This is a genomic window from Pseudoalteromonas sp. ABE4_541 (genome assembly GCF_056312285.1).
On the sequence record NZ_JBSVEM010000004.1, the window covers coordinates 226,671 to 250,943 of the forward strand.

Genomic DNA, 24,273 nt, shown 5'->3' on the forward strand with positions numbered 1-24,273 from the left:
CTTTTTTTTAGGTATTTAGCAGCAAATAAGATAAAATATTGCCACACTTTTCAAGCATTAGAGTCGTTATGAATCCTACTCCGTGGTATAAAAATTTCTGGCCTTGGTTTTTAATGTTTTTCCCGCTTGCAACGATTGTTGCCTGTGTTGTTCTGGTAATGGTTGCTGTCGGTAACGGTCCCGATATGGTCGTTGATGATTACTACAAAAAAGGAAAAGCAATCAACTTAGAATTGACTAAGTTCGACAAAGCCAAAGCACTTTATTTGCACGGCGATTTACAAGTAGATAGCGATTACATTAAGTTTAAATTCACTAAAGGCGACCACAGTAAAGTTAAAGCTGTAAAAGCCGCTTTTTATCACAGAACAATTAAAAAGTATGACTTTACAACTACCCTACTTCCTAATGCCAACGGCGAATTTACATCGGTATTAGAGTCAATCCAACAAGGTGCATACACCGTCTTTTTGGAGCCGATGGACGGCAGTTGGAAGTTAAAAGAAAACTTACAGCTCCCCACACAAGACATTATCAAGATCTCGCCTGAGTATAAGTAATTACGATGGCCAGTACATGTTTTCACTGTTTAGAACCAATTCCAGCTGGCTTTACTGGTGAGGTCACTTATCTAAATGAGCCTCAAAAAGTGTGTTGTATCGGCTGCCAAGCAGTTGCCGAAACCATACTTTCTCAGGGAATGAGTGATTATTACAAATTCAGAACGACTTCGGCGGGCAAGGTCGATGAGTTGGTTCCAGAGCAACTATCTTTGATAAAAAGCTACGATAATGCCGATGTTCAACAAGACTTTGTTACTCAGCAAGGCAATTTAACCGAAGTTTTACTTAGCGTTGAAGGCATTAGCTGTGCCGCATGCGCATGGCTCATTGAAAAACAGCTTTTAGCCCTAAAAGGCGTTGCCCGTGTTGACGTAAATACATCAACACACCGAGCAATGATTGTCTGGAATGCCGAACAAGCCCTGCTCAGTGATCTCATTAAATCATTGATGCAAATTGGCTACAAAGCGTATCCGTTTCAAGCTGATGATGAAGCTAGCCAGAAACAAGCGGTAGCCAAAGCGTATATTCGCCGCTTAGGCGTTGCAGGCCTTATGACCATGCAGGTTATGATGTTTGCATTTGCCATGTATTTTGGCATGTTCTCCGGCATGGAAGAAGACTTCGAACAGTACTTTCGTTGGATCAGCCTCGTTCTCGCCTCCCCCGTTATTTTGTATTCTGCCCTACCGTTTCTTACCAACGCAGTAAAAGGTTTAAAAGCTAAACAACTCAATATGGATCTACCCGTGTCGCTGGCCATTTTTGGTGCCTACGGTGCGAGTTGCTATGCGACCGTGATGGAAGTAGGTGAAGTCTACTTCGAATCTATTTGTATGTTCACCTTCTTACTGTTACTTGGTAAATATTTAGAATTTAGGGCTCGTTTAAAAGCCAGCGAATTTACAGCAAACCTACAAAAACTGCTGCCTTTGACGGCAAGAAAACTCGACTCTGACAAAAAAGAACATATCGTTGCCGCAAAAAACCTCAAGCTCGCAGACATTATTTTCATCAAACCGGGTGAAACCATTCCTGCCGATGGTATCGTTTTAGAAGGTTCAACCAGCGTCGATGAATCGATGATGACTGGCGAACACTTGCCTGTTAAAAAGCATCAAGGCCACCAGATCTACGCAGGAACGGTCAACCATGATGGAGTGATCACCGTTGAGATCAATAAAGTGGGCCAAAACACTCTACTTAATCAAATTATTCGCCTTCAGCATAACGCGCTAAGTAAACGCCCCAAGCTAGTTGAAATAACGGATAAAGTCGCGCAGTGGTTTGTCGCCTGCTTGCTGGTTTTTGCCTCACTTACCGCGATTGGCTGGTATTCCGTTTCACCAGAACAAGCTTTCTGGGTGACAATTTCAGTGTTAGTGGCAACCTGCCCGTGTGCATTAAGCCTAGCAATACCAACCGCTTTGACCTGTGCAGTCGCAACGTTAACAAAAAAAGGAATTTTGATAAAAGAAGGTCATGTACTTGAGACTCTTACAAAGCTAACACGTGTCGCCTTTGATAAAACAGGAACACTCACCGAAGGTCGGTTTTCTATCGCCCACATTGAGATATGTGATAGCAATTACAGTGAACAAGACGTGTTGGCTCTAGCCGCAAGTCTAGAAAGATACTCGGAGCATCCTATCGCAGCGGCTTTCGTTGAGCACTTAACGAAACATCATGAGCTTAGCAATGTGGAAGTTCATCCAGGAATTGGTATCAGTGGTCAATTAAACAATCAACATGTTGCCATTGGTAAAAGTAACTGGTTTAAGTCTCAAAACTGCGAAGCACAGGCCACGCTGTACATCGACAAATGTATCATCGCGAACTTTTTCTTTGACGACAAAACGCGTGACAATGCGCAAAGCGTCGTGAGCCAACTGCAAAGTTCAGGCCTAAGTTGTCATATGCTTACGGGTGACAGCAGTAACGCAGGGCAAGTGCTAGCCGACAAACTAGGCTTAAACTCACAACAAAGCAGCTGCTCTGCACAAGACAAACAACAGGCTGTGGAATCTTGGTCTGAAAAAGGTGAAGTTGTCGCAATGATTGGCGATGGCGTCAATGACAGCCCAGTATTTAACAGTGCCCACCTGTCTATTGCAATGGAAACCGGTGCAGATATTTCTAAAAATGTTGCCGACGTTGTTTTATTAAAAAGCGATCTCAACGCTATTTTGCACTTACAGCACGTCGCACTTAAAACGCGTCAGGTAGTAAAACAAAACTTGGCCATATCACTGATATACAATGGCTCAATACTCCCGCTCGCTGCACTTGGATTAGTGCCTCCTTGGCTGGCAGTGATAGGTATGTCAGCAAGTTCTATCATTGTGATAGGTAACTCACTAAGGCTGTTAAAACTATGAGTATTATTTACATATTAATCCCCATCGCAATATTATTTGTCATTATTGCTATTGGGATCTTCTTTTGGGCAGTCAGAAGCGAGCAGTTTTCTGATTTAGAAAAACAAGGCCATAGCATTTTGTTTGAAGACGACAAAGAGCAGCATAAAAACGCCAATGAACGAGATTAGTTTATTTAGCGCGTTTTTAATGGGCTTGGTGGGCAGCGGCCATTGCCTTGTGATGTGCGGGGGCATTGCATCGAGTTTGCAATTGGCATCCCAATCGCTTGCTCCGCTTAAAGTCAGTTTGCTTTATAACATCGGTCGTTTATTGAGTTACATGTGTGCAGGGGCATTGGTTGCCTCTCTCGGTAATGCATTTGCTAAGCAAAATACAACATTTTCCCTTATTTTAGGACTCTTTAGTGGCGTGTTTATGCTGCTGGTTGGCATTTACGTTATGCGTTTAGCCAGCACATTAAAATGGCTCGAGTCAGGCGCAAAGTCGCTTCTTTGGCAACATATAGTAAAACTAAACAAGTACTTAGTCCCTGTTGATAGTTACGCTAAAGTACTGAGTTATGGCCTATTGTGGGGTTGGCTACCATGTGGCTTAGTCTACTCTGCTTTAACTTGGACTTTGCAAGCCAACACGCCTGTTGAGGGCGCATTGATTATGGCTTTTTTTGCGCTAGGGACTTTGCCAGCGATGTTGGTCGTTGGGCAATCGGCCCAGCAACTTAGCCGCTTTTTAAATCACAATCTGGTAAGATTAGGTTTAGGTAGTGTTTTCATTTGGTACGGTGTTTATCTACTAATCATTGCAACTGATAGATTAGTACATTAACCTAGGCCAAACGTCTTATATTGGATGGAAAAATTATGGATTTAAGCAATCAGCAACGTGGCAAAAGTCAGTGCACAATTAGTTGCAACAACTGCAGTATCAGCCAGCTTTGTCTGCCATTTTCTTTAAACGGCACAGAAATGGACAAGCTAGATGAGATCATCGAAAGGAAAAAACCATTACATAAAGGCGACTACCTTTTTGAGTCTGGCACAAAGCTAAATGCAATTTTTGCTGTGCGTTCTGGCTCATTCAAATCATATACCCTCTCCGAGCAAGGCGATGAACAGATCACAGGCTTCCACCTTGCTGGTGACTTGGTTGGTTTTGATGCCATCAACAAAATGCAGCACCAAAGCTTTGCACAAGCGTTGGAAACTTCTATGGTTTGCGAAATCCCATTTGATACGCTTGATGATTTGGCAGGAAAGCTACCCAAGCTTCGCCAACAAATCATGCGCTTAATGAGTAACGAAATAAACTATGACCAAGAAATGTTGCTGCTGCTTAACAAAAAAACCGCTGAAGAGCGCTTAGCAACCTTTATCTTTAATCTATCGAACCGATTTGGTGAGCGTGGTTTTTCGCGTAAAGAGTTTAGATTTACGATGACTCGTGGTGAAATTGGCAACTACTTAGGCCTTACGGTTGAAACCATCAGCCGTTTGCTAAGCCGTTTCCAAAAGTCTGAAATCATCAAAGTTGAAGGCAAGTTCATCACTATCTTAGACATTCCAGCTTTAGCTCGCACCGCAGCGATATCTCTTTGATCTAAAGCAACGAATTGTTTGCAAATTCTTTAACCTTTGGCTAGATCAGTTACACTTAAAGATAACTGATTTAGCTAACGAAGCACGATAAGGAATTTGCAATGGACAATATTAAAAGCATTCTAGCCGTTATAGACCCAACAAAGGCGCAGCAAAATAGTTTGCAACGCGCAATCACACTTGCAAAAAAAACTGGTGCTGAAATTACCGCTTTTTTATCTATTTACGATTTCTCTTATGAAATGACCACCATGCTCTCAAAAGACGAGCGAGAAGCAATGCGAGAAGCGGTCATTAAAGATAGAGAAGCTTGGATAGATGACCTTGTTGATAATATTTCTGATATCAAGGTACAGAGCAAAGTCGTTTGGCATAACCGCCCTTATGAAGCCATCATTAAAAGCGTCTTAAGCGAAGGCTATGACCTTGTGATTAAAGCCACTCATCAGCACGATACTTTAAAGTCAGTTATTTTTACACCAACTGATTGGCACTTGATCAGAAAATGTCCAGCGCCCGTGTTGTTAGTTAAAGATCAAGATTGGCCTGAGCAAGGTCATATATTAGCAGCTGTTAACGCAGTAAGTGATAATGAGCAGCACCTTGAACTAAACCGCAGAATCATTAGCGATGCACAGTTTATTTGCCAGCTAGCCAATGCACAGCTGAGCTTAGTCAATACCTACCCTGCAACACCGGTTAATATTGCGATTGAAATTCCAGAGTTTAATCCAACTCATTACAATGAGGCTGTTAAAAAGCATCATGAAGATGAAACATATGCACTTGCAGAATCGTTTTCAATCACAGCGAATGATTGCATCATAAAAGAAGGCTTACCAGAAGACGTTATTCCTATGGTTGCCAAAGATAAAAAGTCTGAGCTTGTTGTTATTGGCACGGTCGGCAGAACAGGATTAAGCGCAGCCTTAATTGGCAACACAGCCGAGCATGTTATCGACAGCCTAGATTGCGACGTGTTAGCACTAAAACCAGATGGTTATGTGAGCCCCCTAGCAGAATAAACACACTCAAATAAAAGCCCGTCTTGATGCGGGTTTTTATTTATGCCAATCTACTCAACTAAGTGATCTATCTTTAGGCAAGCAAAAATTGAGTGATTTAGTTGTTCTAAATGAGAAGTTTTTATCATCACTAGCACCTGCTTTAATCTCTAAAAATGAATCTGTGTTATTGCAGGTTAGAATCAGAGCGCTATACCATACAAAATTGTATAACACACCATCACAAATTTCTTATATGATGAGTTTTTGACTCCAATCTTGAGGTTGCCTTGAAGGTATTGATAGTCGAAGACGATAGCCATACAGCAGAGTTTATTTGTAAAGGTCTTGCACAGCACGGGCACAGCCCGCTACACAGTCAAAGTGCAGAACAAGGCATGATACAAGCGTCCACACAAGCATTTGATGTGATCATCTTTGACCGCATGCTACCCAATATGGATGGCATGGATGCGGTGCGTATATTAAGACAAAGTAACGTAAAGACGCCCATTATTTTATTAACTGCACTGAGTGAAACGGCGGATAGAGTGGCAGGTCTAAATGCCGGTGCCGACGATTACCTCGTTAAACCTTTCGAATTCTCCGAGCTACTCGCGAGAGTGTACGCGTTAGCTCGTCGGCCACCTATTCAGACCAGCCAAGTAAATTTGTCGGTTGCGGACTTAACGCTTTGTAGGACAACGCGAGAAGTCATCAGAGCAAATACAAACATTGAGTTGATGCCAAAAGAGTATCAAATTTTAGAATACCTTATGCTCAATCAACAACAGCTTATTACCAAAACCATGTTACTTGAACAAATCTGGGGATTCAGTTTCGATCCCAAAACGAGCTTAGTACAAACACATGTCAGCCGCCTTAGGAATAAAATTGATAAGCCTTTTAACACGGAGCTTATCAAAACAGTACGCGGGCAAGGTTATATTATTTCAGGTTAAGCATATGGTATTTCCAATTAAGCAAATAAAAACCCTCCTTTACTTTTGGCTTACGCCCTCTTTGCTACTCATCGCACTTAGCGCTGTGCTCAAAGCGCAACTTGAAGTACACGAGAAAGATTCACTCTTTGAGCTTAAAGAGGAGTTAATTGAACTATACGAAGAAGATGGCATTGCACACTTGGAGCACGAATATGAGTTTAAGCGCGGACAATTTTTAAACCAAAATCAAAGCATCGTACTTCTAACCGAGGAACATTACTTATTCGCTCTTTATAACAACCAAGCATTAATCGCTGGCAGTCAGTTGCTCAAACCTAACGGTCTTTTTGAAGTGACACAATTTAAACTGACCGATAACGAACAGCAAGCGGTGCAAGGCTATCGTATAGAGTTCCGGCTGGATGAAGACTACTCTCTCATTTTTATAAAAGCTGAGTCAGAAAGAAAAGCGGTCGCGAACGCTTTTCTTAACAAACTCACGCTCATGTATATTTGCATCAGTCTACCTATCATTATTGGCTTTATATTATTTGCTAACACAAGACAAAAACGTGTCACCAATAAGTTTATAAAAGAAATTTCTACCATTGCGAAATCTCCTGATTCAAAGCGACTAAGTTCCATAGCCCAAGACAGCGAATTGACTCAAGTCGCAAATGCAATCAATCAATTGTTAGATGAGATAACACACCTACACACCAATATGAAAACCATGTCTGTTGGTATAGCACACGATTTAAAAACGCCACTTACACGTGTCGCAAACCGCATTCAAAGTATGCATCAAGACATTAACTGTCCAGAACTATTAACTTCGCATTTGGAGCATGTAAGCACAGATCTGCATTCAACCATAAACACCTTTAACAACTTAGTAAGGCTCAATGCGATTGAGTCTGGACAACACAAAGAAGGGTTTAAAGTCTTAGACCTATCTTCACTTGTACTTGAGTTAGGTGAGAGTTTTGAACCCGTATTTTCAGATGCGGGTAAACAGCTGGAAATATCTGTAACAGACAAGGTCCGTTGCTTTGGTGATGCTGACTTGCTCAATCAGTTGATTTTTAACTTGCTGGAAAATGCACTGGAGTACAGCAACCCCGAGGCGAAAGTATGGCTGAGACTGCAAAGCCACACAACGGGTGCACTATTGCAAGTTGGCGATAGTGGCCCTGGCATTGAAAAAGCACTTCACCAAAAAGTTTTTCAACGATTTTTTCGCGCTGATCACAGCAGAACAACGCCGGGTAATGGATTGGGGCTAAGCATAGTTAAAGCAATATGTGACATCCATGGTGCAAAAATAACCTTGTTGAAAGACCAAAGTGGTGCCGTATTCAATATTGAGCTGCCAAATTTAAAGGTGTAAATCATACAAATTTGTAACCTTATCAAGGCGTGCTTGTATACAAAGCACGCAGTGAAAAGGGTTAAACTTAAATGCAAGATTAATTATGGAGGCGACAAATTATGCCAATAACAACCAAAATATGTGACTACCTCTGCATTGTTTTCGTTATTGCCACACTCGGCTATGGCAATGAAGCAAGTTCACAGCCTCAATTCAACACCAAACATTTAAGTAAGGGCAGTATTAGCTTAGACGATGGCTTTGCCAGCAAGCAAAAAGTGGTGCATTTTTTACAACAGTCCACTTTCGGCCCACAACCTGAACAGCTATCTAAACTTGCAGGCACATCTGCTTCAAACTGGTTTAATGCACAATTACAACTCAAGCCCAGCTTACTATTACCTAAGGTGATTGAGCTCGGGAACAAGTATCGTATGGATGATGAAAATGCCTACAGCCCATTCTATTTAGAATCAACCAGTATTGCTTTTTGGCAAAACGCCATTACCGCTGAGGATCAACTTAGACAACGGATGGCATTCGCACTATCGCAAATACTCGTGGTGTCTAATGGCGCCGGAGATGAATTAAGCGAACACCCTGAGATGGTCGCAAGTTTTCAAGACATATTAATTCGAGGCGCTTTTGGTAACTATCGAGATTTACTCGAAGCGGTCACCTACTCGCCAGCTATGGGTTATTACCTAACCTACCTTGGTAACGTAAAAGGCGATCCAGATAAAGGCACAGTACCCGACGAAAACTACGCCCGTGAACTGCTACAGCTTTTCACAATTGGTCTAACAGCACTCAATTTAGATGGGTCACTTAAACTTGATCAAACAGGTCAAGCAATTGAAGTTTACAACAATCAAGATATTACTGGGTTAGCACGTGTCTTTACTGGGTTAGACTATGATTATGAGCGAGGTGAAAGTGACGATACTTACTTCAACGCAGTTTACGCAATACCCATGGTTGCAACGCCTGAAGAACACTCAAGTAAAGAAAAATCATTTCTTGGTTTAACCATCCCAGCCAATACAAACGCTCAGACTTCTATTGATTTGGCATTAGATCACATTTTTGCACACCCCAATTTAGGCACTTTTATTGGCAAACAACTGATCCAGAGACTTGTTAGCTCTAATCCAAGTAAAAGTTATGTAAGCAGTGTGGCAACTGCGTTCAACCTAGGAAAGTTTACCCTGCCAGACGGCTCCATTATTGGTAATGGTAAAAGAGGTGCTTTAGATGCAACCCTAGCCGCCATTTTGTTTCATCCTGAAGCAAGAAATATTGCCACTCCCCGTGGTGGCAAGCTAAAAGAGCCGGTCCTTAGGTTCACTCAATGGGCGCGCGCTTTTTCAGTCGAAAACATTACCCCTCGCTTTCAACCGATGCTTTGGGATACCAGTTTGGTCACTCGTTTAAGCCAGCACCCGTATCGCTCTCCAAGCGTGTTCAACTTCTATCGACCCGGTTATAAAGCTCCCGGTTCAATTAGCGCCCAAAATGGCTTAGTTGCACCTGAGCTTGAAATAACCAACGCAAGCACTATCGTGGGCTATACAAACTTTATGACTTACTATATTTGGGGCTTTGCACAAGAAGCCGACGCTGAGGAGTTTCGAGAGCTGTTAGAAGAAAGCAACGTCGACTTAGATATTGATGCACTTAGAAACAGCTTTTTGGTCAACTATCGTGCATTGTCACCGCTTGCTCACAATAGCCAAGCGCTCATAGAACAATTAGATTTGCTGCTTACTGCCAAGCAAATGACCGACTCAACCAAACAGCACATTGCAAAAGTACTCAATACCCTGCCTCTTGATGATGACGATGAAGAGGAAAACATACGCATCAAGATGGCGGTTCTACTGGTCATGACCAGCCCAGATTACTTGGTTCAAAAATAGGAGTGATAAACATGATGAATCGTCGTTCTTTTCTAAAAGCCGGTGTGGCTTCAGCTGCAGCCACTTCGCTTTTGAACCTTGGCCATGCCCTAGCAAATACGCAAATAAATAGTTCAGAAGATTACAAAGCAATCGTGTGCGTTTTTCTGTATGGTGGCATGGATTGCCATGACACAGTGATCCCTTATGACACGCAAAACTATCAAAAGTGGGCAACGGCACGCAGCGCTTTGCTACCTAGATACAATAATAAACGTGCACGAGATAATTTAATCCCACTAAATACACCTACTCGTTTTGGCAATCGACAATTTGCACTGCCACCTGAAATGCCAAACATGGCTAAACTATATCAACAAGGCAGGCTATCGGTCGTCGGCAATGTGGGTCCTTTGATTGAACCAACCAATGCGACTACCTTCAAACAGGAAAGTGCCAAACTGCCCTTGAGATTGTTCTCTCACAACGACCAGCAATCTACTTGGCTGGCAGGTCAAACTGAAGGGGCTCAATTTGGTTGGGCAGGCAAGCTTAACGATGCTTTGATAGCGCAAGGTACAAACATGCCAACCATCTTTAGTGCAATTACTACCTCGGGCTCGGGCTTACTCATTACAGGCGATAAAACAACGCCTTATCATGTCAGTAATGGTCGTGCAGCTAACATTGAGATTTTTGAAGAGTTTGATGAGTCAAGTCTGTTAAAACAACACTTTAGTGCCATTACTAATCAAAGTACCCATTTCATTGAACAAGACGTCGCCAGTCAGATGAATAGCGCTTTTGACGCGAATCAAAAGTTCAATGCTGCGATGGAAAACACGCAAATTACCCTACCGTCTTTTGGCAATTCTGAGCTAGGAAAGCAGCTTGAAACAGTCAGTAAGGCAATTGCCATCAGAGATCAGTTGGACGAAAAAAGACAAGTATTTTTTGTAGCGATGGGCGGTTTTGATACGCACTCAGATCAAGCTAATTCTTTACCTCAGCTTCAACAAACGATGGACGAGTCTATCAGTGCATTTGACCAAGCAATGCAAAAACTGGGGCTATCGGATAGCGTAACTTTGTTTACCGCATCAGACTTTGGAAGAACACTGGTTGTTAATGGTGATGGTACTGACCATGGTTGGGGTGGCCACCATTTCATTATGGGTGGCGCGATTAATGGTGGCACTATTTTTGGCGATATTCCCGAACCTGTTTCAGACCATGCTTTAGATGCAGGCCATGGCCGATTGATCCCAACCATGTCGGTAGATCAATACGCCGCCAGTTTAGGCGCGTGGCTTGGCGTTGAACAGCAAACATTACGGCAAATTTTCCCGACTCTTGCAAACTTTGGTGACTTACCAAATATGTTCAAAAAGTAACAGGCTTATTAACCTAGGACAAATCGCCATTATGATTCATTCATAGTGGCGATTTTTTTATTTAATTTTGCTAAATGTTTGTCACATCAATAAATAGTGACTCATCAATATTTGTTGAAGACACCACTGCTTCACTGAATTCGTATTCCTGACGGTCTTCACTTCTATCCAAAGGCAAATTTTCAAAATCAAATAGCGCCCTGTCAGCCAACTGACTCGGGCTCACGTTTTGCATCGATTTAAAAATATTCTCTACTCGGCCCGGTGTTTTCTTGTCCCATTCAACCAACATCGCTTTAATATTTTGACGCTGTAAGTTTTCTTGAGAACCACACAGGTTGCAAGGAATAATTGGGAACGCTTTATGCTCCGCGTAACGAATTAGGTCATCTTCTCTACAGTAGGTTAGCGGGCGAATAACCACATTACGACCATCATCAGAGCGTAATTTAGGCGGCATGCCTTTGAGTCGCGCACCGTGAAACATGTTTAGAAACAATGTTTCAACCATGTCGTCCATGTGATGACCAAGCGCAATTTTCGTTGCACCGATCTTTTCTGCAAATGAATACAAAGTACCACGGCGTAATCGTGAACAAAGGCCACACGTTGTTTTGCCTTCAGGAATTTTTTGTTTTACAACGGAATACGTGTCCTTATCTACGATGTAGTAAGGGATATTTAAAGATTCAAAGTACTCAGGCAAAATATGCTCAGGAAAACCGGGCTGTTTCTGGTCTAAGTTAACCGCTACGACTTCAAAAGAGATAGGCGCAACTTTTTGTAACTGTAAAAGTATATCGAGCATCGCAAACGAGTCTTTACCGCCACTAATACAGGCCATAACAACATCACCTTGCTCAATCATACCGTAATCGGTAATGGCGTTACCCACCTGTCTTCTCAGTCGTTTTTGTAATTTATTTAATTCAAAAACTTCTTTTCGTGTATCTGTTTGACTCATTTTGCTACTCACATCGCCAATCACAATGACTACTTTTCAAAGGGAATTAGAGGGCGGCAATTATACGGACTTTTTTAGTGTTGAACTAGTTCAATCTACTATTTAGCCACAGAAGGCTCTGTAACATGATGGATGAAGTACGGAGTTGGCGGGAGAAATGTAAAAAGTGATGTAAATTAATGCATCACTTCTTCAAACAAATACTATTTGCTGATCCAAGGTACAACTTGCTCAATATTAACGCTTGCATTTGTGCTCGTTAAACGCTCGTTATTGTTTTCCCAATCTTCAGCAATGGCAAAATTACAGCTATTTTCGCGACACTCAACGCCGTTATCCGTGAAATTCATCTTATTAGAGAATATCACTTTCACACCCTTTTGTTCTGGTAGTAAAAAGCCCATTAACTTACTAACAAAAAAGCCTGATAGATCTGAAAGTAATTCATCAAACTCCATGTGTAACTGATAGATGTCATGTTTATTCAAATTATCTGAAGTAAAATGCTCCGCCTCGATTTGAAATTTAAGCTGACAATCATGCTTTGGATTTTGAGGTTCAATGACGATCACAGCTTTATCTTGATCAAGCTGTTTATCATAAGGCAGAAGTAACTGCGCTTGCTCTGTATAAGTTAAGGGCGCGGTTGATTTTTCTGTTACAATTTGACCTTTGGCGATCTTACATGGCTCTAGAGTCGCTATATCAACCACATAAAAATTAACACGAGCAAATTCAAAAGCGCCCTTTTCAACCACTTTTAATCTGTCATAAAAGCCGTCATAAGATACTACAAATTCTTTTGCGCTGACTGTGGTCGTACTCGCCAATAATGCGACTAAAACCGCAAAGCATTTATTCTTCATCAAAGTAGTCCTTGTTGTGGCGGATCATATCATTCAACTCTTCAACATACGCATCGCCTCGCTCTGAATATGAAACAAGTCCACGCGTGAGTAATGTTGGGTCAATTGGCAACTTTTTTGCCCTTAGTTGCGCACGTTGTGCACGTAACTGTGCGTAAGCTTCATGCGTATTGATGTTTCTGAAATATGACTTAACGGCGGCTCCGACTGATTTAAAAGCAGCAACTTCATGTTCAGCCTCATCATCGCGTCTTTTTGGGACCAAGCCGCAGCCTTTTTTGTAGCACCATTGCCCAAAAAAGTTCAAACCTATTCTTGCGAACCGAGATGTGCCCCAAGCAGACTCATTCGCGGCCTGCATTAAAGCTAACTCTTTAGGGATAATGTCGACATGCGTTAATGCATCTTGAATGCTTTCTACTGTGAACTCTGAACTATCAAGTCGATAGTAAGCAAAGATTTTTTTCAGCTTTTTAATCTGAGTGCCTGTCAGTTCTGCATCTGCCTGTAACATCATTAAAGCAATTTCTAGCGCGGCTCTTTGCCCCTCGATTTTCTTATTTTCCGCATTCACATGTGGTTTGATAAAGTCGAAGAACTGCTGTTTTTTCTGTTTTATATCTTTAATATTTGCAAAATCGGGTAGCTTGACATTGTGTAATGGCTTCTCCGTTACTTTTGGCTTTACCTTCTTTCGTTCAACTTTAGGTTCCTCTATTATTTGAGGCGTTTGCTTAAACAAGAAAGGGTAACTTATCGCCCATACGGAAATAACAAAAATAACAATTTGTATTAATCTAGCTTGCATATTCATCCTCTATGTTTTTGTGCCAACCATATTCCCTTTCCTGGCTTTTCTTGCTGAAAATATAAGATTTCATCCCAGCTTATACACGTAACATACTATTTTTCGCCTTAAAATTAGCGCCATATTATACTTAAACGGGTAATCAAACGCGAATTTATGTTAGTTTATCGAGTATCGGAACGCGTTATGAATTTGATACGGAGCATACATGCATACAGTTTGGCAGCAACGAAGATTTGAACAAAATAAACACCGCCCTAACGATAACCGCTCTCCTTGGCAGGTTGATCGCTCCCGTATAATTCACGCAGCAGCCTTTAGAAGACTACAGGCAAAAACGCAAATCATGAGTATTGGCGTAAACGACTTTTACCGCACTCGCCTCACTCACTCTCTTGAAGTTTCACAAATTGGTAGTGGCCTGTTAAGGCACTTGAAAATTGAAAATCCAAACTTTGCACACTTTCCGACTACAAGCCTAATTGAAACTTTATGTTTAGCCCATGACATCGGTCATCCACCATTTGGTCATGGGGGCGAAACCGCGCTTAATTATTTAATGAAGAACTTTGGAGGGTTTGAAGGAAATGCACAAACCTTGCGTATTGTGTCCAAACTAGAACCGTATAGCAAAGGGTTTGGCATGAACCTGACGCGCAGAACTTTACTTGGTTTTATTAAGTATCCAGCAATAATTGACACACTTTGGTACAACAAGCCACTTCATGACCCCGCACAAAGGTTTATCAAGGCAACCGACTGGCTGCCTGCAAAAGGAATTTATCAGTGCGATGATGATGTTTTTGATTGGATTTTGAGCCCATTTAGTGAGAAAGATCGGGCTTTATTTCAACAGCATGAGGTCATTGATCAGTATCGATGTAAAACACGCTATAAGTCCCTTGATTGCTCTATTATGGAACTGGCTGACGACATTGCCTATGCCGTACATGACCTAGAAGACGCCATTGCCACAGATACATTGACTTATACAGACTGGACACTGTATGCAGAACCTAAGCTCGCCGCGCTCCCCTCAGCTTGGTTGCAAGACAACCTATCACAATTGACGAGTCGTTTGTTTTCTAGAGACGAGGCCTATAGAAAGGACGCCATCGGCGAGCTTGTAAATCTTTTTATTATCAACAGCAAACTGAGTATACAGTCTGAGGACTTTGACTCCCCTTTATTAAAATACAGTGTGTCACTTGATGATGAATTCGCGCAAATATTAAATATTCTTAAGCTGTTTGTATTTGAACGCTTGATAAAAGAGCCAAAGATGCAACAAATTGAATTCAGCGGCCAAAATTTGCTTATCGATTTATTCAGTGCGTTAGCGAGTGACGCAATGCGTTTACTGCCATACACAACACAAGAAGAGTATGTAAAAGCGGAAGATAATAACGCGCAAATGCGGGTATTAGCCGATTATTTGAGTGGCATGACTGACGAATATGCGCGCCGAACCCACAAGCGACTTTTTGATAGCGAATAAATCGCAAAAGGCCAAGCTAATAAGCCTGGCCTTGAAACTTTGTTCTACAGAAAGAAAACAATTTAGATAGCTGTTTTCCCATACTGCTTAACAAACTCTTTTACTGGCATGTCGTTACAACGCAAGTTACGAGCTTTAAAGCCTTTCAACACAGTGCTAGAAACACCATCTTTTGCAGCTTTGATACAAAGCTCAGTTTCTGTACTTTCTGTTTTAGCCACTAGCGCGACATGTTTTTGCGCATCTTTATGCGTCTCTTTAGCTGCATTTTTAGCGATGTCACGGATATCTTCGCCATTACATACTAATGTTTTTGAAAAACGAGAAATGTGAATACCATGTCTTTGCGCTTCTACACGTGCAGCACTCAAACCTTGCTGTGCAGCAATAACACATAGCTTAGACTCAGGTGATGCGTTTGCCGCTGTATACTCAACAGTAGCAGCCTGTGCAGAAACAGAAGATAACGCGATTACAAGTGAAAGTGACTTAAACATAATATACCTAATATGAACGAATTTGCGCGCATTATATAACCAACTTTTACTTTGTAAATGATAAAAACAACCTTTTTTGTTCATTTAATAGACTATTTACATCAATGCAAAACCTTCGCTTTTCGCCGCTAACAACTGTTCATATTTTAACAATGAATGTCGTGTTATTAACCAACCTATCACCTTCAATAACTCCACATATCCACCCATAAAAGTACTTCTTTAGAAGGACCCGATACCGGTTCAAATTGGGTCAAGGACATATTCCCTTTTTCTTAAACAACCCATTTATCTATCGGTTTCACTCTTTTTTAATAATAACTTTTTAGCTACAAATACTTGCATATACGTTAATGACAGCTATTTTTATTTTGATATACCAAACAATTAGTTTGTACTCTTTGCTAATCACATAAGGAACCTCCTATGTTATTTTCGGTAAAAAATATAACGTGGAAAGTTGTTCTTGCTGCATCCACATTTTGCATACTCAGCCTATCTAAAGCACATGCCGACGTAGCTATCATCGTCCACCCTAGTAACGCTTCAACCTTTGACCAAGGCACTATAAAGAAAATATTTTTGGGGAAAGCCAAGTCTTTCTCAAACGGGCGTTCTGCAATTTTGATAAGCGCCAGTTCAAGCGACCCTGCTACGGATGAGTTCAACACCAAAGTGATTGGTAAATCCAGCAGCCAAGTCAAAGCGTACTGGTCGAAGATTTTGTTTACAGGCAAAGGCACACCGCCGCAAGAAATGGACTCTGCGGCAGATGTCATTTCTGCCGTGTCTTCTAATCCCGATGCCATTGGCTATGTTGACGCGGGCGCCGCAACCGACGCGGTCAAAGTTGTTGCTAAATTTTAAAGGGGCAAATTATGAAAACTCTCTTAGCTGTTACTACATGCATACCTTTATTACTGTCGGCTAACGCTTATGCTGATCTTAAAATTAGTGGCTATGGTTCAATCATCGCAGGTAAAACACTGGGCACAGTGGATGATCCGTTAAACCCCGGGCAAACTAGGGATGAGATACTGACTGCCGATTTTTATGACGTTGGGCAATACGACAACGATATCTCATTTAAAGCAGAGTCCATTTTTGCCGTTCAAGGGGTGATGGACTTGGCTGAAAACTTCACGGTCACCGCTCAATTGGTTGCCAAAGGTGTTGATGACTTCGAGCCCGAGTTTGATTGGTATTACGTAACCTACAAAGCAACTGATAATCTGACCTTAATGGCAGGCCGCCGTAATATTCCAATGTATTATTTTTCAGAATTCTCAGAAGTGGGTTACGCCTACCCATGGATGCGACCGCCAGCAAACCTCTACTGGTGGCAAGTAACTCAGTTCAATGGCGTACACGCGATGTATGACTTTGAGCTAGGTGACTACTCAAATACCGTTACTGTTTTTTATGGCAATGAATATTCCGACGACAACGTTGAAATGCTTTATTACGATAAGCTTTACGGTGGCACAGCTAGAACTGTAAACGAGTTTTGGGAAAATATTACTGGCTTTAACTGGAATGTTTCAGGCGAAAGCTTTGATATACGTTTTGTGTATTTTCAGAACGACCGTGATAGGGAAACCATACAGCAAGATGGTAGTATTGATCCCTACACACCCTTCTCTCAAACATTCCTAGGGGTTGGGGGAAGTGTATCTCTTGACAAGTTTACCCTACTCTTTGACTGGAACTATGTAGAGTACGACGACGCAGTTGGTACAGAGTACCCCACTTATCTCGTGTCGTTGGTTTATAATTGGGACGATTTTCAGCCATATATTTCTTACTCTAAAGCGGACCATGAGCAAAGCAAACTTAATGTAACTGAAGATCTAGAAGAGCACTATATGCTGGGCGTTGGCTTAAGATACAACTTCTTACCAACGGCGGCTTTCAAAATTCAATATGATAAGTTTGTAGACCAAGGCCACAAACCAACAGGTTGGGCTTACCATGGAGATTCTCGCACCATCACCATGGGTGTCGACTTTGTGTTTTAATCATTTGCCAGTGTCCTAAAGCGCCTTTTTCAGGCGCTTTTTTATTATCTAGTGCAGCGACAGCTCTTTCGAGTATTCAGTGTAAACTTACGCCCCAAAGCCATTTAGCAATTTGCAAATGAATGTTATTATTCAAGTGCCCAAATAGTGCTAAAAAAATATCAGTAATCCTATCGGAATAATAAGGTCATAATCATAATATGAAAATTATCTCTTTTAACATCAATGGACTTAGAGCGCGACTTCATCAGCTTCAGGCTTTGATCGATAAACATCAACCTGACGTTATTGGTCTTCAAGAAATTAAAGTACATGATGAGGCATTTCCAGTTGAAGATGTTGAAGCGATGGGGTATCAGGTTTATTTTCATGGCCAAAAAGCACATTATGGCGTGGCTTTATTGTCGAAAAAGCCAGCTAAAGTGATTCAAAAAGGGTTTTCCACTGACACAGAAGAATCGCAAAAGCGCATGATCATTGGCACCTTTGAAAGTGATTCAGGCAAAGAAGTGACTGTTATGAATGGTTACTTTCCCCAAGGGGACAACATTAGCCATGAAACAAAGTTTCCTTACAAAAGACAATTTTACGCAGATCTCATGTCACACTTAAACACGCAGTGTCAGCCATCAGAACACCTTATTGTCATGGGTGATATTAATATCTCGCCAACTGATTTAGATATCGGTATTGGCGAGGCGAATCGCAAACGCTGGTTAAAAACAGGTAAGTGCTCTTTTCAACCAGAAGAGCGCCAATGGCTCGATACCCTGTTAACATGGGGCTTGAAAGACACATTTAGAGAGTTAAAACCTGAAGATACACAGCAATACTCGTGGTTTGATTATCGCTCACGTGGATTTGACGACAACAGAGGCCTGCGTATCGATGTGATTTTGGCAACAGATTCTCTGATGAAACAATGCATTGAAAGTGACATTGACTACGAATTGAGAGGTATCGAAAAACCTTCAGATCATGCGCCAATTTGGGCGACATTTAACTTATAAATTATGCTGATTAGCGTTTTTATGGCGGCATTGTTTGCCGCCTCGTTCAATAGGCAAGCCTATGTCACTTTGCTTCAACGTCCTGCACGCCAAACTGGCGTGTTTGCTTGTGCTTTGGTATTGGCAACCCTTTGGCAAATAAAAGCAGGGATCCTTCCACAGTTAGACATTCATATACTGGGTATAACTGCTGTGACACTGATTATGGGCTGGCGGCTGGCTTGTCTGTGCGTTATTCTTGCAAGCTTACTATTACTGGCATTCACAGGCTTAAGCTGGGATACCTTTAGTGAGTTTGTTGTCTTTACAGGGCTTATTCCAGTTTACTTGAGCTATTGTGCATATCTACTTTGCCATCGACTTCTACCAAAACACTTCTTCATCTATATTTTTGTATGTGCATTTATTGTTGGTGGCTGTATCGGCGCTGCGAAGATCCTTATTAGTAGTGGCTATTTTTACTTTTTGGGAACGTATGATTTTGCAACATTACGCAATAACTATATGTTCTTTTCTGTTATTATTTGGTTTCCCGAAGCGATGCTCAATGGCATGGCTATAACCCTACTCATCACTTATCGCCCTCATTGGGTAAAAACATTTTACGATCAGGAATACCTAGATAAATGAGCCTTTTGTACCACTGCCCTATTTGTTCAAAACCGCTGACACATCATCAACAAAGCCTACTGTGTGAAAATCGACACCAATTTGATTACGCAAAAGAAGGATATGTAAACTTGTTGCCTGTGCAAAATAAAAAATCCAAACAACCAGGCGACAATTTGGAAATGGTACAAGCAAGGCGCGCATTTTTCGCAACCGATCATTATGCATTCTTGCGTCAAGCACTGATTGAACTGATTAACTCGTATCAACCTAATGTGGTGATTGATTTAGGGTGTGGTGAAGGTTTTTACACACATCAATTTACTCAAGATACACGTCAAGTTTATGGTGTGGATATCTCTAAATCAGCAATTAAATACGCCGCTAAGCGATACAAAAATGTAAACTTTAGCGTAGCCTCCACGAAACAAGCGCCTTTCGCTGGCGGATGCGCAGATTTACTGGTTAGCGTATTCGCTCCGATATTTGAACATGAGATGGCTCGTTTGTCTCATAACAATGGAACTGTAATCATTGTAAGCCCAGGGCCTACTCATTTATTTGAATTGAAAAATCATATATACGATGAAGTGCAGTTGCACGCGGCTACTGAGGCACCGAATGGCTTTATATTAACCAAACACACTTTACTAGAGGAAAAGCAAAACATCAGTACCGAGGTTATTGAGCAATTGATCAGAATGACGCCATTTGCCTGGAAGTTTAAAGATTCACATTATGAAGCGCTTAGGGCAACCACCCACCATGAAGTTACCCTATCTTTTTACTTAAGCGAATTTGCCAAAAAATAAATGATAAAGAAGAGCAGTATCAAAGCTGCTCTTTCGTAAACGCTTTATCCATTTTATTAAACATATCGCTTAACAGCTTAGCCAACTCTCTGTATTTCGGCTTACGTGAGGTAAGCGGCACATCATAGCCATTTGCAACCATTTTTTGATATAGCTCGTTGTACCAACTGCTCAATGACGGGTTGAGTGGCGTTTCGCACCTTTTAGCAAGCCATAATAGCCCTTGTACCGGTAACGAGAGAAAAAATAATGCAATCGCGATTGATTGTGGTAAATAGTCCATGCCAAGTTGGCTTGTTTGAAAAAACACAGTAAAGATTGCAAGGATAGGCATCACTGTCAAAGCAAATTCAGTGGCCTTGATAACTCGGAACTCCGCAAACATGGGAGCGAGTTCTTTACGCATTGGCCATTCCTTAGCGTACTGGCGTCCAAGCTGCACTTGTGAAATTAGACTATTTTGCATCGTCACTCCTAGGTGCTAACTTTTAATAAAAAAATCAGGTAAAATTACTATCAAATGAGTCAATTATACCTTGGTCTAATGCGTAGCTTAAATGCCACTATACTTTAAGCTTAATACGCGTTTACTGTTATTGTCAAAACGGAAAGTCATTATGTCATCTTCCCATGTCTTAGTTTTAAACTGCGGTAGCTCGAGTTTAAAATTTGCCATCATCGAAATCAACTCAGGTTCAGAAGTTTTATCTGGCCTCGCGGAACGTCTAGCTGAACAAGAGCCGCTAATAAAATACAAACACAATGGCAGTAAGCAAACCATTTTATTAAACGCTGGTGATGCACACCAAGTTGCGATTGAACGATTAGTTGAGCTTGTTAAGCAACTCGATTTAGACAAAAACCTCATTGCCGTTGGTCACCGCGTTGTACATGGTGGTGAACACTTTACACATTCAGTGCTGATCACCCAAGACGTTTTAGATGCTATTAACGATACAAGCTCGTTAGCTCCCTTACATAACCCGGCAAATTTGTTGGGTATTGAAGCTGCCCAACAAGCATTTTCGTCACTACCACAAATTGCGGTGTTTGATACAGCGTTTCACCAAACTATGGCACCTGAAGCATTTTTATACGCACTCCCTTATTCTTTGTATAAAGAACACGGTATTCGTCGCTACGGCTTTCATGGCACCAGTCACTACTACGTATCGGCGCAGGCTCACAAAGTTTTAGCGCTCGATGAGTCTAATTCGAGAATTATTAGCGCCCACTTAGGTAACGGCTGTTCAGTTACTGCAATAAAAAATGGTCACTCGGTTGATACTAGTATGGGCTTAACGCCACTTGAAGGCCTGATGATGGGAACCCGCTCTGGTGATATCGACCCTGGGATCTTCTCGTTCTTAGTGAATCAATTAAAGTATTCACCAACCCAAGTAGACGTATTGTTAAATAAGCAAAGTGGCCTACTGGGGATCAGTGAGTTATCAAATGATTGCCGAACAATTGAAGAAGCTGCTGCGCAAGGTCATGAAAAAGCAATGCTGGCACTCGATATATTTTGCTATCGCCTTGCTAAACAAATAGCTGCGTTTGCTGTGCCGCTTGGGGGATTGGACGCCCTAGTCTTTACCGGCGGTATAGGTGAAAACTCTGATGAGATCCGTGCTAAAGTCGTTTCACAACTTTCATTCTTAGGCTTAACGCTCGATATTGACAACAATTTAGCTGCACGTTTCGGGCAAGAGGGCGTCATAACATCAAGTACTTCACCATGCGCGATTGTCATTCCGACCAATGAAGAATGGGTTATCGCGTCTGACGCTGCACGCATTGCGCAGGAGCAATAATATGGGTAGAAGAATTATGTTGATCCCAGTATCAACTGGCGTTGGATTAACTTCCGTCTCGGTTGGCTTGGTGCGGGCTCTGGAACAAAAAGCGGTTAAAGTTAACTTCTTTAAACCGATAGCGCAACCAAGAAAAGATGAACACGGCCCCGAAAAATCAACAGCTATTGTGCAACAAGGTTCAGCCGTTAACCCACCCACACCTTTTGAACTGAGCTACGCTGAGCAAATGATTGGCGATGGCAAGGGTGATGATTTACTCGAAGAAATTGTCGAGCGCTTTGAAAGCGTGATCCAAGATGATGAAGTGGCCATCATAGAAGGTATGGTCCCTACACGATTGCAGCCCTATGCTGGACGCGTAAATAGAGAAATAGCGCAAACGCTGGGGGCTGACATCGTATTTGTTTTAACGCCTGGTAATGACAGCAATGATCAATTGGAAGATAGGTTAGAAATTGCTGCTGGTAATTATGGTACTGTCAACCATTCTCGAGTATTAGGATGTATTTTCAATAAAGTCAATGCGCCATTGGACGAGCAAGGCCGTGCGCGCGCCGATTTGGTAGAGCAACACGACCCAGAGGCGTTAGAGAACGAGCAGCACCGCTTAGCTTCGCTTCCTATTTTTAGAAAGCACCCTTTTATGCTACTAGGTTGTATTCCTTGGGATTTCGATTTAGTGGCTCCTCGTGTTATCGATCTTTGTAACTATATGAAAGCCGAAGTGATTAACGCAGGTGACATGATGCACCGCCGTTTACGCAGAGTCACATTTTGTGCGCGAACCGTGTCTAACATACTCAACCACTTCACTCCAGGCGCTTTGTTAGTCACTCCAGGTGACCGTTCCGATGTACTTGTTGCGGCATGTTTGTCAGCAATGAATGGCACAAAGCTCGGTGCAATTCTATTAACTGGCGGCTTTAAACCAGAGCCAAGGATCATGACCTTGTGTGAACAAGCAATGGAAACCGGACTGCCGATTTTGGCGACCGATGCAGACACTTGGAGAACCTCATTGTTACTGCACAACTTCAACATGGAAGTACCAAGTGACGACGAACAACGTATCGACAAGGTAAAACAACACAATGCGAACCATATAGACCCTGATTGGCTTAACGAGTTAGCGAAAGACGTTGCAAAAACTCGAAAACTCTCGCCACCTGCGTTTCGTTATTTGCTGACCGACTTGGCACGAAAAGCAAATAAAACCATAGTGCTTCCAGAGGGCAATGAGCCGAGAACAATCAAAGCTGCTGCTATTTGTGGCGAACGTGGTATTGCAAAAACCGTGTTACTGGGCGAGCGAGAAGAAATTGAACGCATTGCAGCACAGCAAGGCGTTGAACTCAACAAAAATGTAACGATACTAGAACCAGCTTGTAATATCGACAAGTATATAGCACCCATGGTTGAACTTCGAAAAGGTAAAGGGTTAACCGAAGTCGTCGCTCAAGAGCAACTGCAAGACAACGTGGTACTTGGCACTATGATGCTCGCTCAAAGTGAAGTTGATGGCCTTGTGTCAGGCGCTGTGAATACCACAGCAAATACAATACGCCCGCCACTACAACTCATTAAAACGGCACCCGGCTCGTCACTGGTAAGTTCTGTATTTTTTATGCTACTTCCAGATCAAGTGCTTGTCTATGGTGACTGTGCCATTAACCCAGATCCAAGCGCCGAACAACTTGCAGATATTGCAATTCAGTCAGCCGATTCAGCTGCGGCATTTGGCATAGAACCTCGAGTTGCAATGATCAGTTATAGTACGGGCACCTCCGGACAAGGTGCCGACGTCGATAAAGTACGCGAAGCAACCAAATTGGCGCAGCAAAAGCGTCCTGACCTTGATATTGACGGGCCTTTGCAATATGACGCTGCAATCATGGAAAATGTGGCTAAGAAGAAGGCACCAAACAGCAAAGTTGCAGGTAAAGCGACTGTATTTGTATTCCCTGATCTCAATACGGGCAACACGACTTACAAAGCAGTGCAAAGAAGTGCCGAGCTTATTAGTATTGGCCCTATGCTTCAAGGGATGCGTAAACCTGTTAATGATCTTAGCCGCGGTGCCCTCGTGGAAGACATTGTGTACACGATTGCTTTAACAGCAATTCAAGCGCAGCAAATTGCTGACCAGCAACAATAATTGTAACTTACTAAGAGTTAAGAACTATTAATTCTTAACTCTTAGCTATACTATGTAAATAGTTCATC

The 24,273-nt window shown here is 42.0% G+C and carries 23 protein-coding genes; 18 read left to right on the plus strand and 5 right to left on the minus strand.

Annotation, left to right across the window (positions count from 1 at the left end):
- The first annotated feature begins 68 nt into the window (after window positions 1-68).
- From ACW689_RS06065 to ACW689_RS06110, 10 genes are all read left to right on the plus strand, one after another.
- On the plus strand, window positions 69-560 hold the full coding sequence (locus ACW689_RS06065) for a FixH family protein (protein WP_476289350.1): 492 nt from the start codon (window positions 69-71) through the stop codon (window positions 558-560).
- A 5-nt stretch (window positions 561-565) separates the two neighbouring features.
- A complete protein-coding gene (locus tag ACW689_RS06070) occupies window positions 566-2,941 on the plus strand; it encodes a heavy metal translocating P-type ATPase (protein ID WP_476289352.1) in 2,376 nt (791 codons plus the stop codon).
- A complete protein-coding gene (gene ccoS / locus ACW689_RS06075) occupies window positions 2,938-3,111 on the plus strand; it encodes a cbb3-type cytochrome oxidase assembly protein CcoS (protein WP_476289354.1) in 174 nt (57 codons plus the stop codon). Before ACW689_RS06070 ends, ccoS begins: the two co-directional genes overlap by 4 nt.
- Window positions 3,098-3,769, plus strand: a complete 672-nt coding sequence (locus ACW689_RS06080) for a sulfite exporter TauE/SafE family protein (protein WP_476289356.1) — start codon at window positions 3,098-3,100, stop codon at window positions 3,767-3,769. Before ccoS ends, ACW689_RS06080 begins: the two co-directional genes overlap by 14 nt.
- 35 nt (window positions 3,770-3,804) lie before the next feature.
- Window positions 3,805-4,539: an FNR family transcription factor gene (locus tag ACW689_RS06085; RefSeq protein ID WP_476289358.1), complete on the plus strand. Its 735-nt coding sequence runs from the start codon at window positions 3,805-3,807 to the stop codon at window positions 4,537-4,539.
- Window positions 4,540-4,640: 101 nt separating this feature from the next.
- On the plus strand, window positions 4,641-5,564 hold the full coding sequence (uspE, locus tag ACW689_RS06090) for a universal stress protein UspE (RefSeq protein ID WP_476289360.1): 924 nt from the start codon (window positions 4,641-4,643) through the stop codon (window positions 5,562-5,564).
- A 269-nt stretch (window positions 5,565-5,833) separates the two neighbouring features.
- Window positions 5,834-6,505, plus strand: a complete 672-nt coding sequence (locus tag ACW689_RS06095) for a response regulator transcription factor (protein ID WP_476289362.1) — start codon at window positions 5,834-5,836, stop codon at window positions 6,503-6,505.
- Window positions 6,506-6,509: 4 nt separating this feature from the next.
- Window positions 6,510-7,877 carry a sensor histidine kinase gene (locus ACW689_RS06100; protein ID WP_476289364.1) on the plus strand — a complete coding sequence of 456 codons (1,368 nt, stop codon included), beginning with the start codon at window positions 6,510-6,512 and terminating at the stop codon, window positions 7,875-7,877.
- Window positions 7,878-7,978: 101 nt separating this feature from the next.
- The gene (locus ACW689_RS06105; protein WP_476289366.1) at window positions 7,979-9,778 is read left to right on the plus strand and encodes a DUF1800 domain-containing protein; all 1,800 of its coding nucleotides are present in this window, start codon (window positions 7,979-7,981) and stop codon (window positions 9,776-9,778) included.
- Between the two features lie 11 nt (window positions 9,779-9,789).
- Window positions 9,790-11,151: a DUF1501 domain-containing protein gene (locus ACW689_RS06110; protein ID WP_476289368.1), complete on the plus strand. Its 1,362-nt coding sequence runs from the start codon at window positions 9,790-9,792 to the stop codon at window positions 11,149-11,151.
- A gap of 70 nt (window positions 11,152-11,221) precedes the next feature.
- Here ACW689_RS06110 and ttcA read toward each other — a convergent pair whose 3' ends face one another.
- The 3 genes from ttcA to ACW689_RS06125 form a co-directional block, all read right to left on the minus strand.
- Window positions 11,222-12,115 carry a tRNA 2-thiocytidine(32) synthetase TtcA gene (gene ttcA, locus ACW689_RS06115; RefSeq protein ID WP_476289370.1) on the minus strand — a complete coding sequence of 298 codons (894 nt, stop codon included), beginning with the start codon at window positions 12,113-12,115 and terminating at the stop codon, window positions 11,222-11,224.
- 203 nt (window positions 12,116-12,318) lie between these two features.
- Entirely contained in the window at window positions 12,319-12,981 is a 663-nt protein-coding gene (locus tag ACW689_RS06120) for a DUF2987 domain-containing protein (RefSeq protein WP_476289372.1), read from the minus strand.
- Window positions 12,971-13,789, minus strand: coding sequence for a glucosaminidase domain-containing protein (locus tag ACW689_RS06125; protein ID WP_476289374.1), 819 nt, complete (start codon window positions 13,787-13,789; stop codon window positions 12,971-12,973). The genes ACW689_RS06120 and ACW689_RS06125 overlap by 11 nt, the downstream gene beginning before the upstream one ends.
- Before the next feature lie 208 nt (window positions 13,790-13,997).
- Between ACW689_RS06125 and ACW689_RS06130 the strand changes: the two genes are divergently transcribed.
- The gene (locus ACW689_RS06130) at window positions 13,998-15,287 is read left to right on the plus strand and encodes an anti-phage deoxyguanosine triphosphatase (protein ID WP_476289376.1); all 1,290 of its coding nucleotides are present in this window, start codon (window positions 13,998-14,000) and stop codon (window positions 15,285-15,287) included.
- 62 nt (window positions 15,288-15,349) lie between these two features.
- Here the strand turns inward: ACW689_RS06130 and ACW689_RS06135 are convergent, their stop codons facing one another.
- Complete coding sequence (locus ACW689_RS06135) at window positions 15,350-15,784, minus strand: exonuclease III (RefSeq protein WP_476289378.1); 435 nt, start codon at window positions 15,782-15,784, stop codon at window positions 15,350-15,352.
- A gap of 426 nt (window positions 15,785-16,210) precedes the next feature.
- Between ACW689_RS06135 and ACW689_RS06140 the strand changes: the two genes are divergently transcribed.
- The 5 genes from ACW689_RS06140 to ACW689_RS06160 all read left to right on the plus strand — a co-directional run bounded on the left by ACW689_RS06140 (window position 16,211) and on the right by ACW689_RS06160 (window position 20,233).
- Complete coding sequence (locus ACW689_RS06140) at window positions 16,211-16,651, plus strand: type 2 periplasmic-binding domain-containing protein (RefSeq protein WP_476289380.1); 441 nt, start codon at window positions 16,211-16,213, stop codon at window positions 16,649-16,651.
- Between the two features lie 11 nt (window positions 16,652-16,662).
- Window positions 16,663-17,802: a porin gene (locus ACW689_RS06145; protein WP_476289382.1), complete on the plus strand. Its 1,140-nt coding sequence runs from the start codon at window positions 16,663-16,665 to the stop codon at window positions 17,800-17,802.
- 200 nt (window positions 17,803-18,002) lie between these two features.
- On the plus strand, window positions 18,003-18,812 hold the full coding sequence (xthA, locus tag ACW689_RS06150; RefSeq protein ID WP_476289384.1) for an exodeoxyribonuclease III: 810 nt from the start codon (window positions 18,003-18,005) through the stop codon (window positions 18,810-18,812).
- 21 nt (window positions 18,813-18,833) lie between these two features.
- Window positions 18,834-19,442 (plus strand): energy-coupling factor ABC transporter permease, encoded by a 609-nt coding sequence (locus ACW689_RS06155; RefSeq protein ID WP_476289386.1) that lies wholly within the window; start codon window positions 18,834-18,836, stop codon window positions 19,440-19,442.
- Entirely contained in the window at window positions 19,439-20,233 is a 795-nt protein-coding gene (locus ACW689_RS06160; RefSeq protein ID WP_476289388.1) for a putative RNA methyltransferase, read from the plus strand. The genes ACW689_RS06155 and ACW689_RS06160 overlap by 4 nt, the downstream gene beginning before the upstream one ends.
- A gap of 19 nt (window positions 20,234-20,252) precedes the next feature.
- Here ACW689_RS06160 and yfbV read toward each other — a convergent pair whose 3' ends face one another.
- Complete coding sequence (yfbV, locus tag ACW689_RS06165) at window positions 20,253-20,699, minus strand: terminus macrodomain insulation protein YfbV (protein WP_476289390.1); 447 nt, start codon at window positions 20,697-20,699, stop codon at window positions 20,253-20,255.
- 151 nt (window positions 20,700-20,850) lie between these two features.
- Here yfbV and ACW689_RS06170 point away from each other — a divergent pair, with 151 nt between their 5' ends.
- The gene (locus tag ACW689_RS06170) at window positions 20,851-22,047 is read left to right on the plus strand and encodes an acetate kinase (RefSeq protein WP_476289392.1); all 1,197 of its coding nucleotides are present in this window, start codon (window positions 20,851-20,853) and stop codon (window positions 22,045-22,047) included.
- A 1-nt stretch (window position 22,048) separates the two neighbouring features.
- Window positions 22,049-24,205, plus strand: coding sequence for a phosphate acetyltransferase (gene pta / locus ACW689_RS06175; RefSeq protein ID WP_476289394.1), 2,157 nt, complete (start codon window positions 22,049-22,051; stop codon window positions 24,203-24,205).
- The last annotated feature ends 68 nt before the right edge of the window (window positions 24,206-24,273 follow it).

What these genes read in the sequence shown, in the direction of transcription:
- ACW689_RS06065 (WP_476289350.1), top strand. Translation starts at nt 69, where the DNA reads ATGAATCCTACTCCGTGGTATAAAAATTTCTGGCCTTGGTTTTTAATG.
- ttcA (WP_476289370.1), bottom strand. Translation starts at nt 12,115, where the DNA reads ATGAGTCAAACAGATACACGAAAAGAAGTTTTTGAATTAAATAAATTA.
- ACW689_RS06140 (WP_476289380.1), top strand. Translation starts at nt 16,211, where the DNA reads ATGTTATTTTCGGTAAAAAATATAACGTGGAAAGTTGTTCTTGCTGCA.
- ACW689_RS06070 (WP_476289352.1), top strand. Translation starts at nt 566, where the DNA reads ATGGCCAGTACATGTTTTCACTGTTTAGAACCAATTCCAGCTGGCTTT.
- uspE (WP_476289360.1), top strand. Translation starts at nt 4,641, where the DNA reads ATGGACAATATTAAAAGCATTCTAGCCGTTATAGACCCAACAAAGGCG.
- ACW689_RS06155 (WP_476289386.1), top strand. Translation starts at nt 18,834, where the DNA reads ATGGCGGCATTGTTTGCCGCCTCGTTCAATAGGCAAGCCTATGTCACT.
- ACW689_RS06130 (WP_476289376.1), top strand. Translation starts at nt 13,998, where the DNA reads ATGCATACAGTTTGGCAGCAACGAAGATTTGAACAAAATAAACACCGC.
- pta (WP_476289394.1), top strand. Translation starts at nt 22,049, where the DNA reads ATGGGTAGAAGAATTATGTTGATCCCAGTATCAACTGGCGTTGGATTA.
- ACW689_RS06120 (WP_476289372.1), bottom strand. Translation starts at nt 12,981, where the DNA reads ATGAAGAATAAATGCTTTGCGGTTTTAGTCGCATTATTGGCGAGTACG.
- ACW689_RS06125 (WP_476289374.1), bottom strand. Translation starts at nt 13,789, where the DNA reads ATGCAAGCTAGATTAATACAAATTGTTATTTTTGTTATTTCCGTATGG.
- ACW689_RS06080 (WP_476289356.1), top strand. Translation starts at nt 3,098, where the DNA reads ATGAACGAGATTAGTTTATTTAGCGCGTTTTTAATGGGCTTGGTGGGC.
- yfbV (WP_476289390.1), bottom strand. Translation starts at nt 20,699, where the DNA reads ATGCAAAATAGTCTAATTTCACAAGTGCAGCTTGGACGCCAGTACGCT.
- ACW689_RS06100 (WP_476289364.1), top strand. Translation starts at nt 6,510, where the DNA reads ATGGTATTTCCAATTAAGCAAATAAAAACCCTCCTTTACTTTTGGCTT.
- ACW689_RS06085 (WP_476289358.1), top strand. Translation starts at nt 3,805, where the DNA reads ATGGATTTAAGCAATCAGCAACGTGGCAAAAGTCAGTGCACAATTAGT.
- ACW689_RS06160 (WP_476289388.1), top strand. Translation starts at nt 19,439, where the DNA reads ATGAGCCTTTTGTACCACTGCCCTATTTGTTCAAAACCGCTGACACAT.
- ccoS (WP_476289354.1), top strand. Translation starts at nt 2,938, where the DNA reads ATGAGTATTATTTACATATTAATCCCCATCGCAATATTATTTGTCATT.
- ACW689_RS06170 (WP_476289392.1), top strand. Translation starts at nt 20,851, where the DNA reads ATGTCATCTTCCCATGTCTTAGTTTTAAACTGCGGTAGCTCGAGTTTA.
- xthA (WP_476289384.1), top strand. Translation starts at nt 18,003, where the DNA reads ATGAAAATTATCTCTTTTAACATCAATGGACTTAGAGCGCGACTTCAT.
- ACW689_RS06135 (WP_476289378.1), bottom strand. Translation starts at nt 15,784, where the DNA reads ATGTTTAAGTCACTTTCACTTGTAATCGCGTTATCTTCTGTTTCTGCA.
- ACW689_RS06145 (WP_476289382.1), top strand. Translation starts at nt 16,663, where the DNA reads ATGAAAACTCTCTTAGCTGTTACTACATGCATACCTTTATTACTGTCG.
- ACW689_RS06105 (WP_476289366.1), top strand. Translation starts at nt 7,979, where the DNA reads ATGCCAATAACAACCAAAATATGTGACTACCTCTGCATTGTTTTCGTT.
- ACW689_RS06110 (WP_476289368.1), top strand. Translation starts at nt 9,790, where the DNA reads ATGATGAATCGTCGTTCTTTTCTAAAAGCCGGTGTGGCTTCAGCTGCA.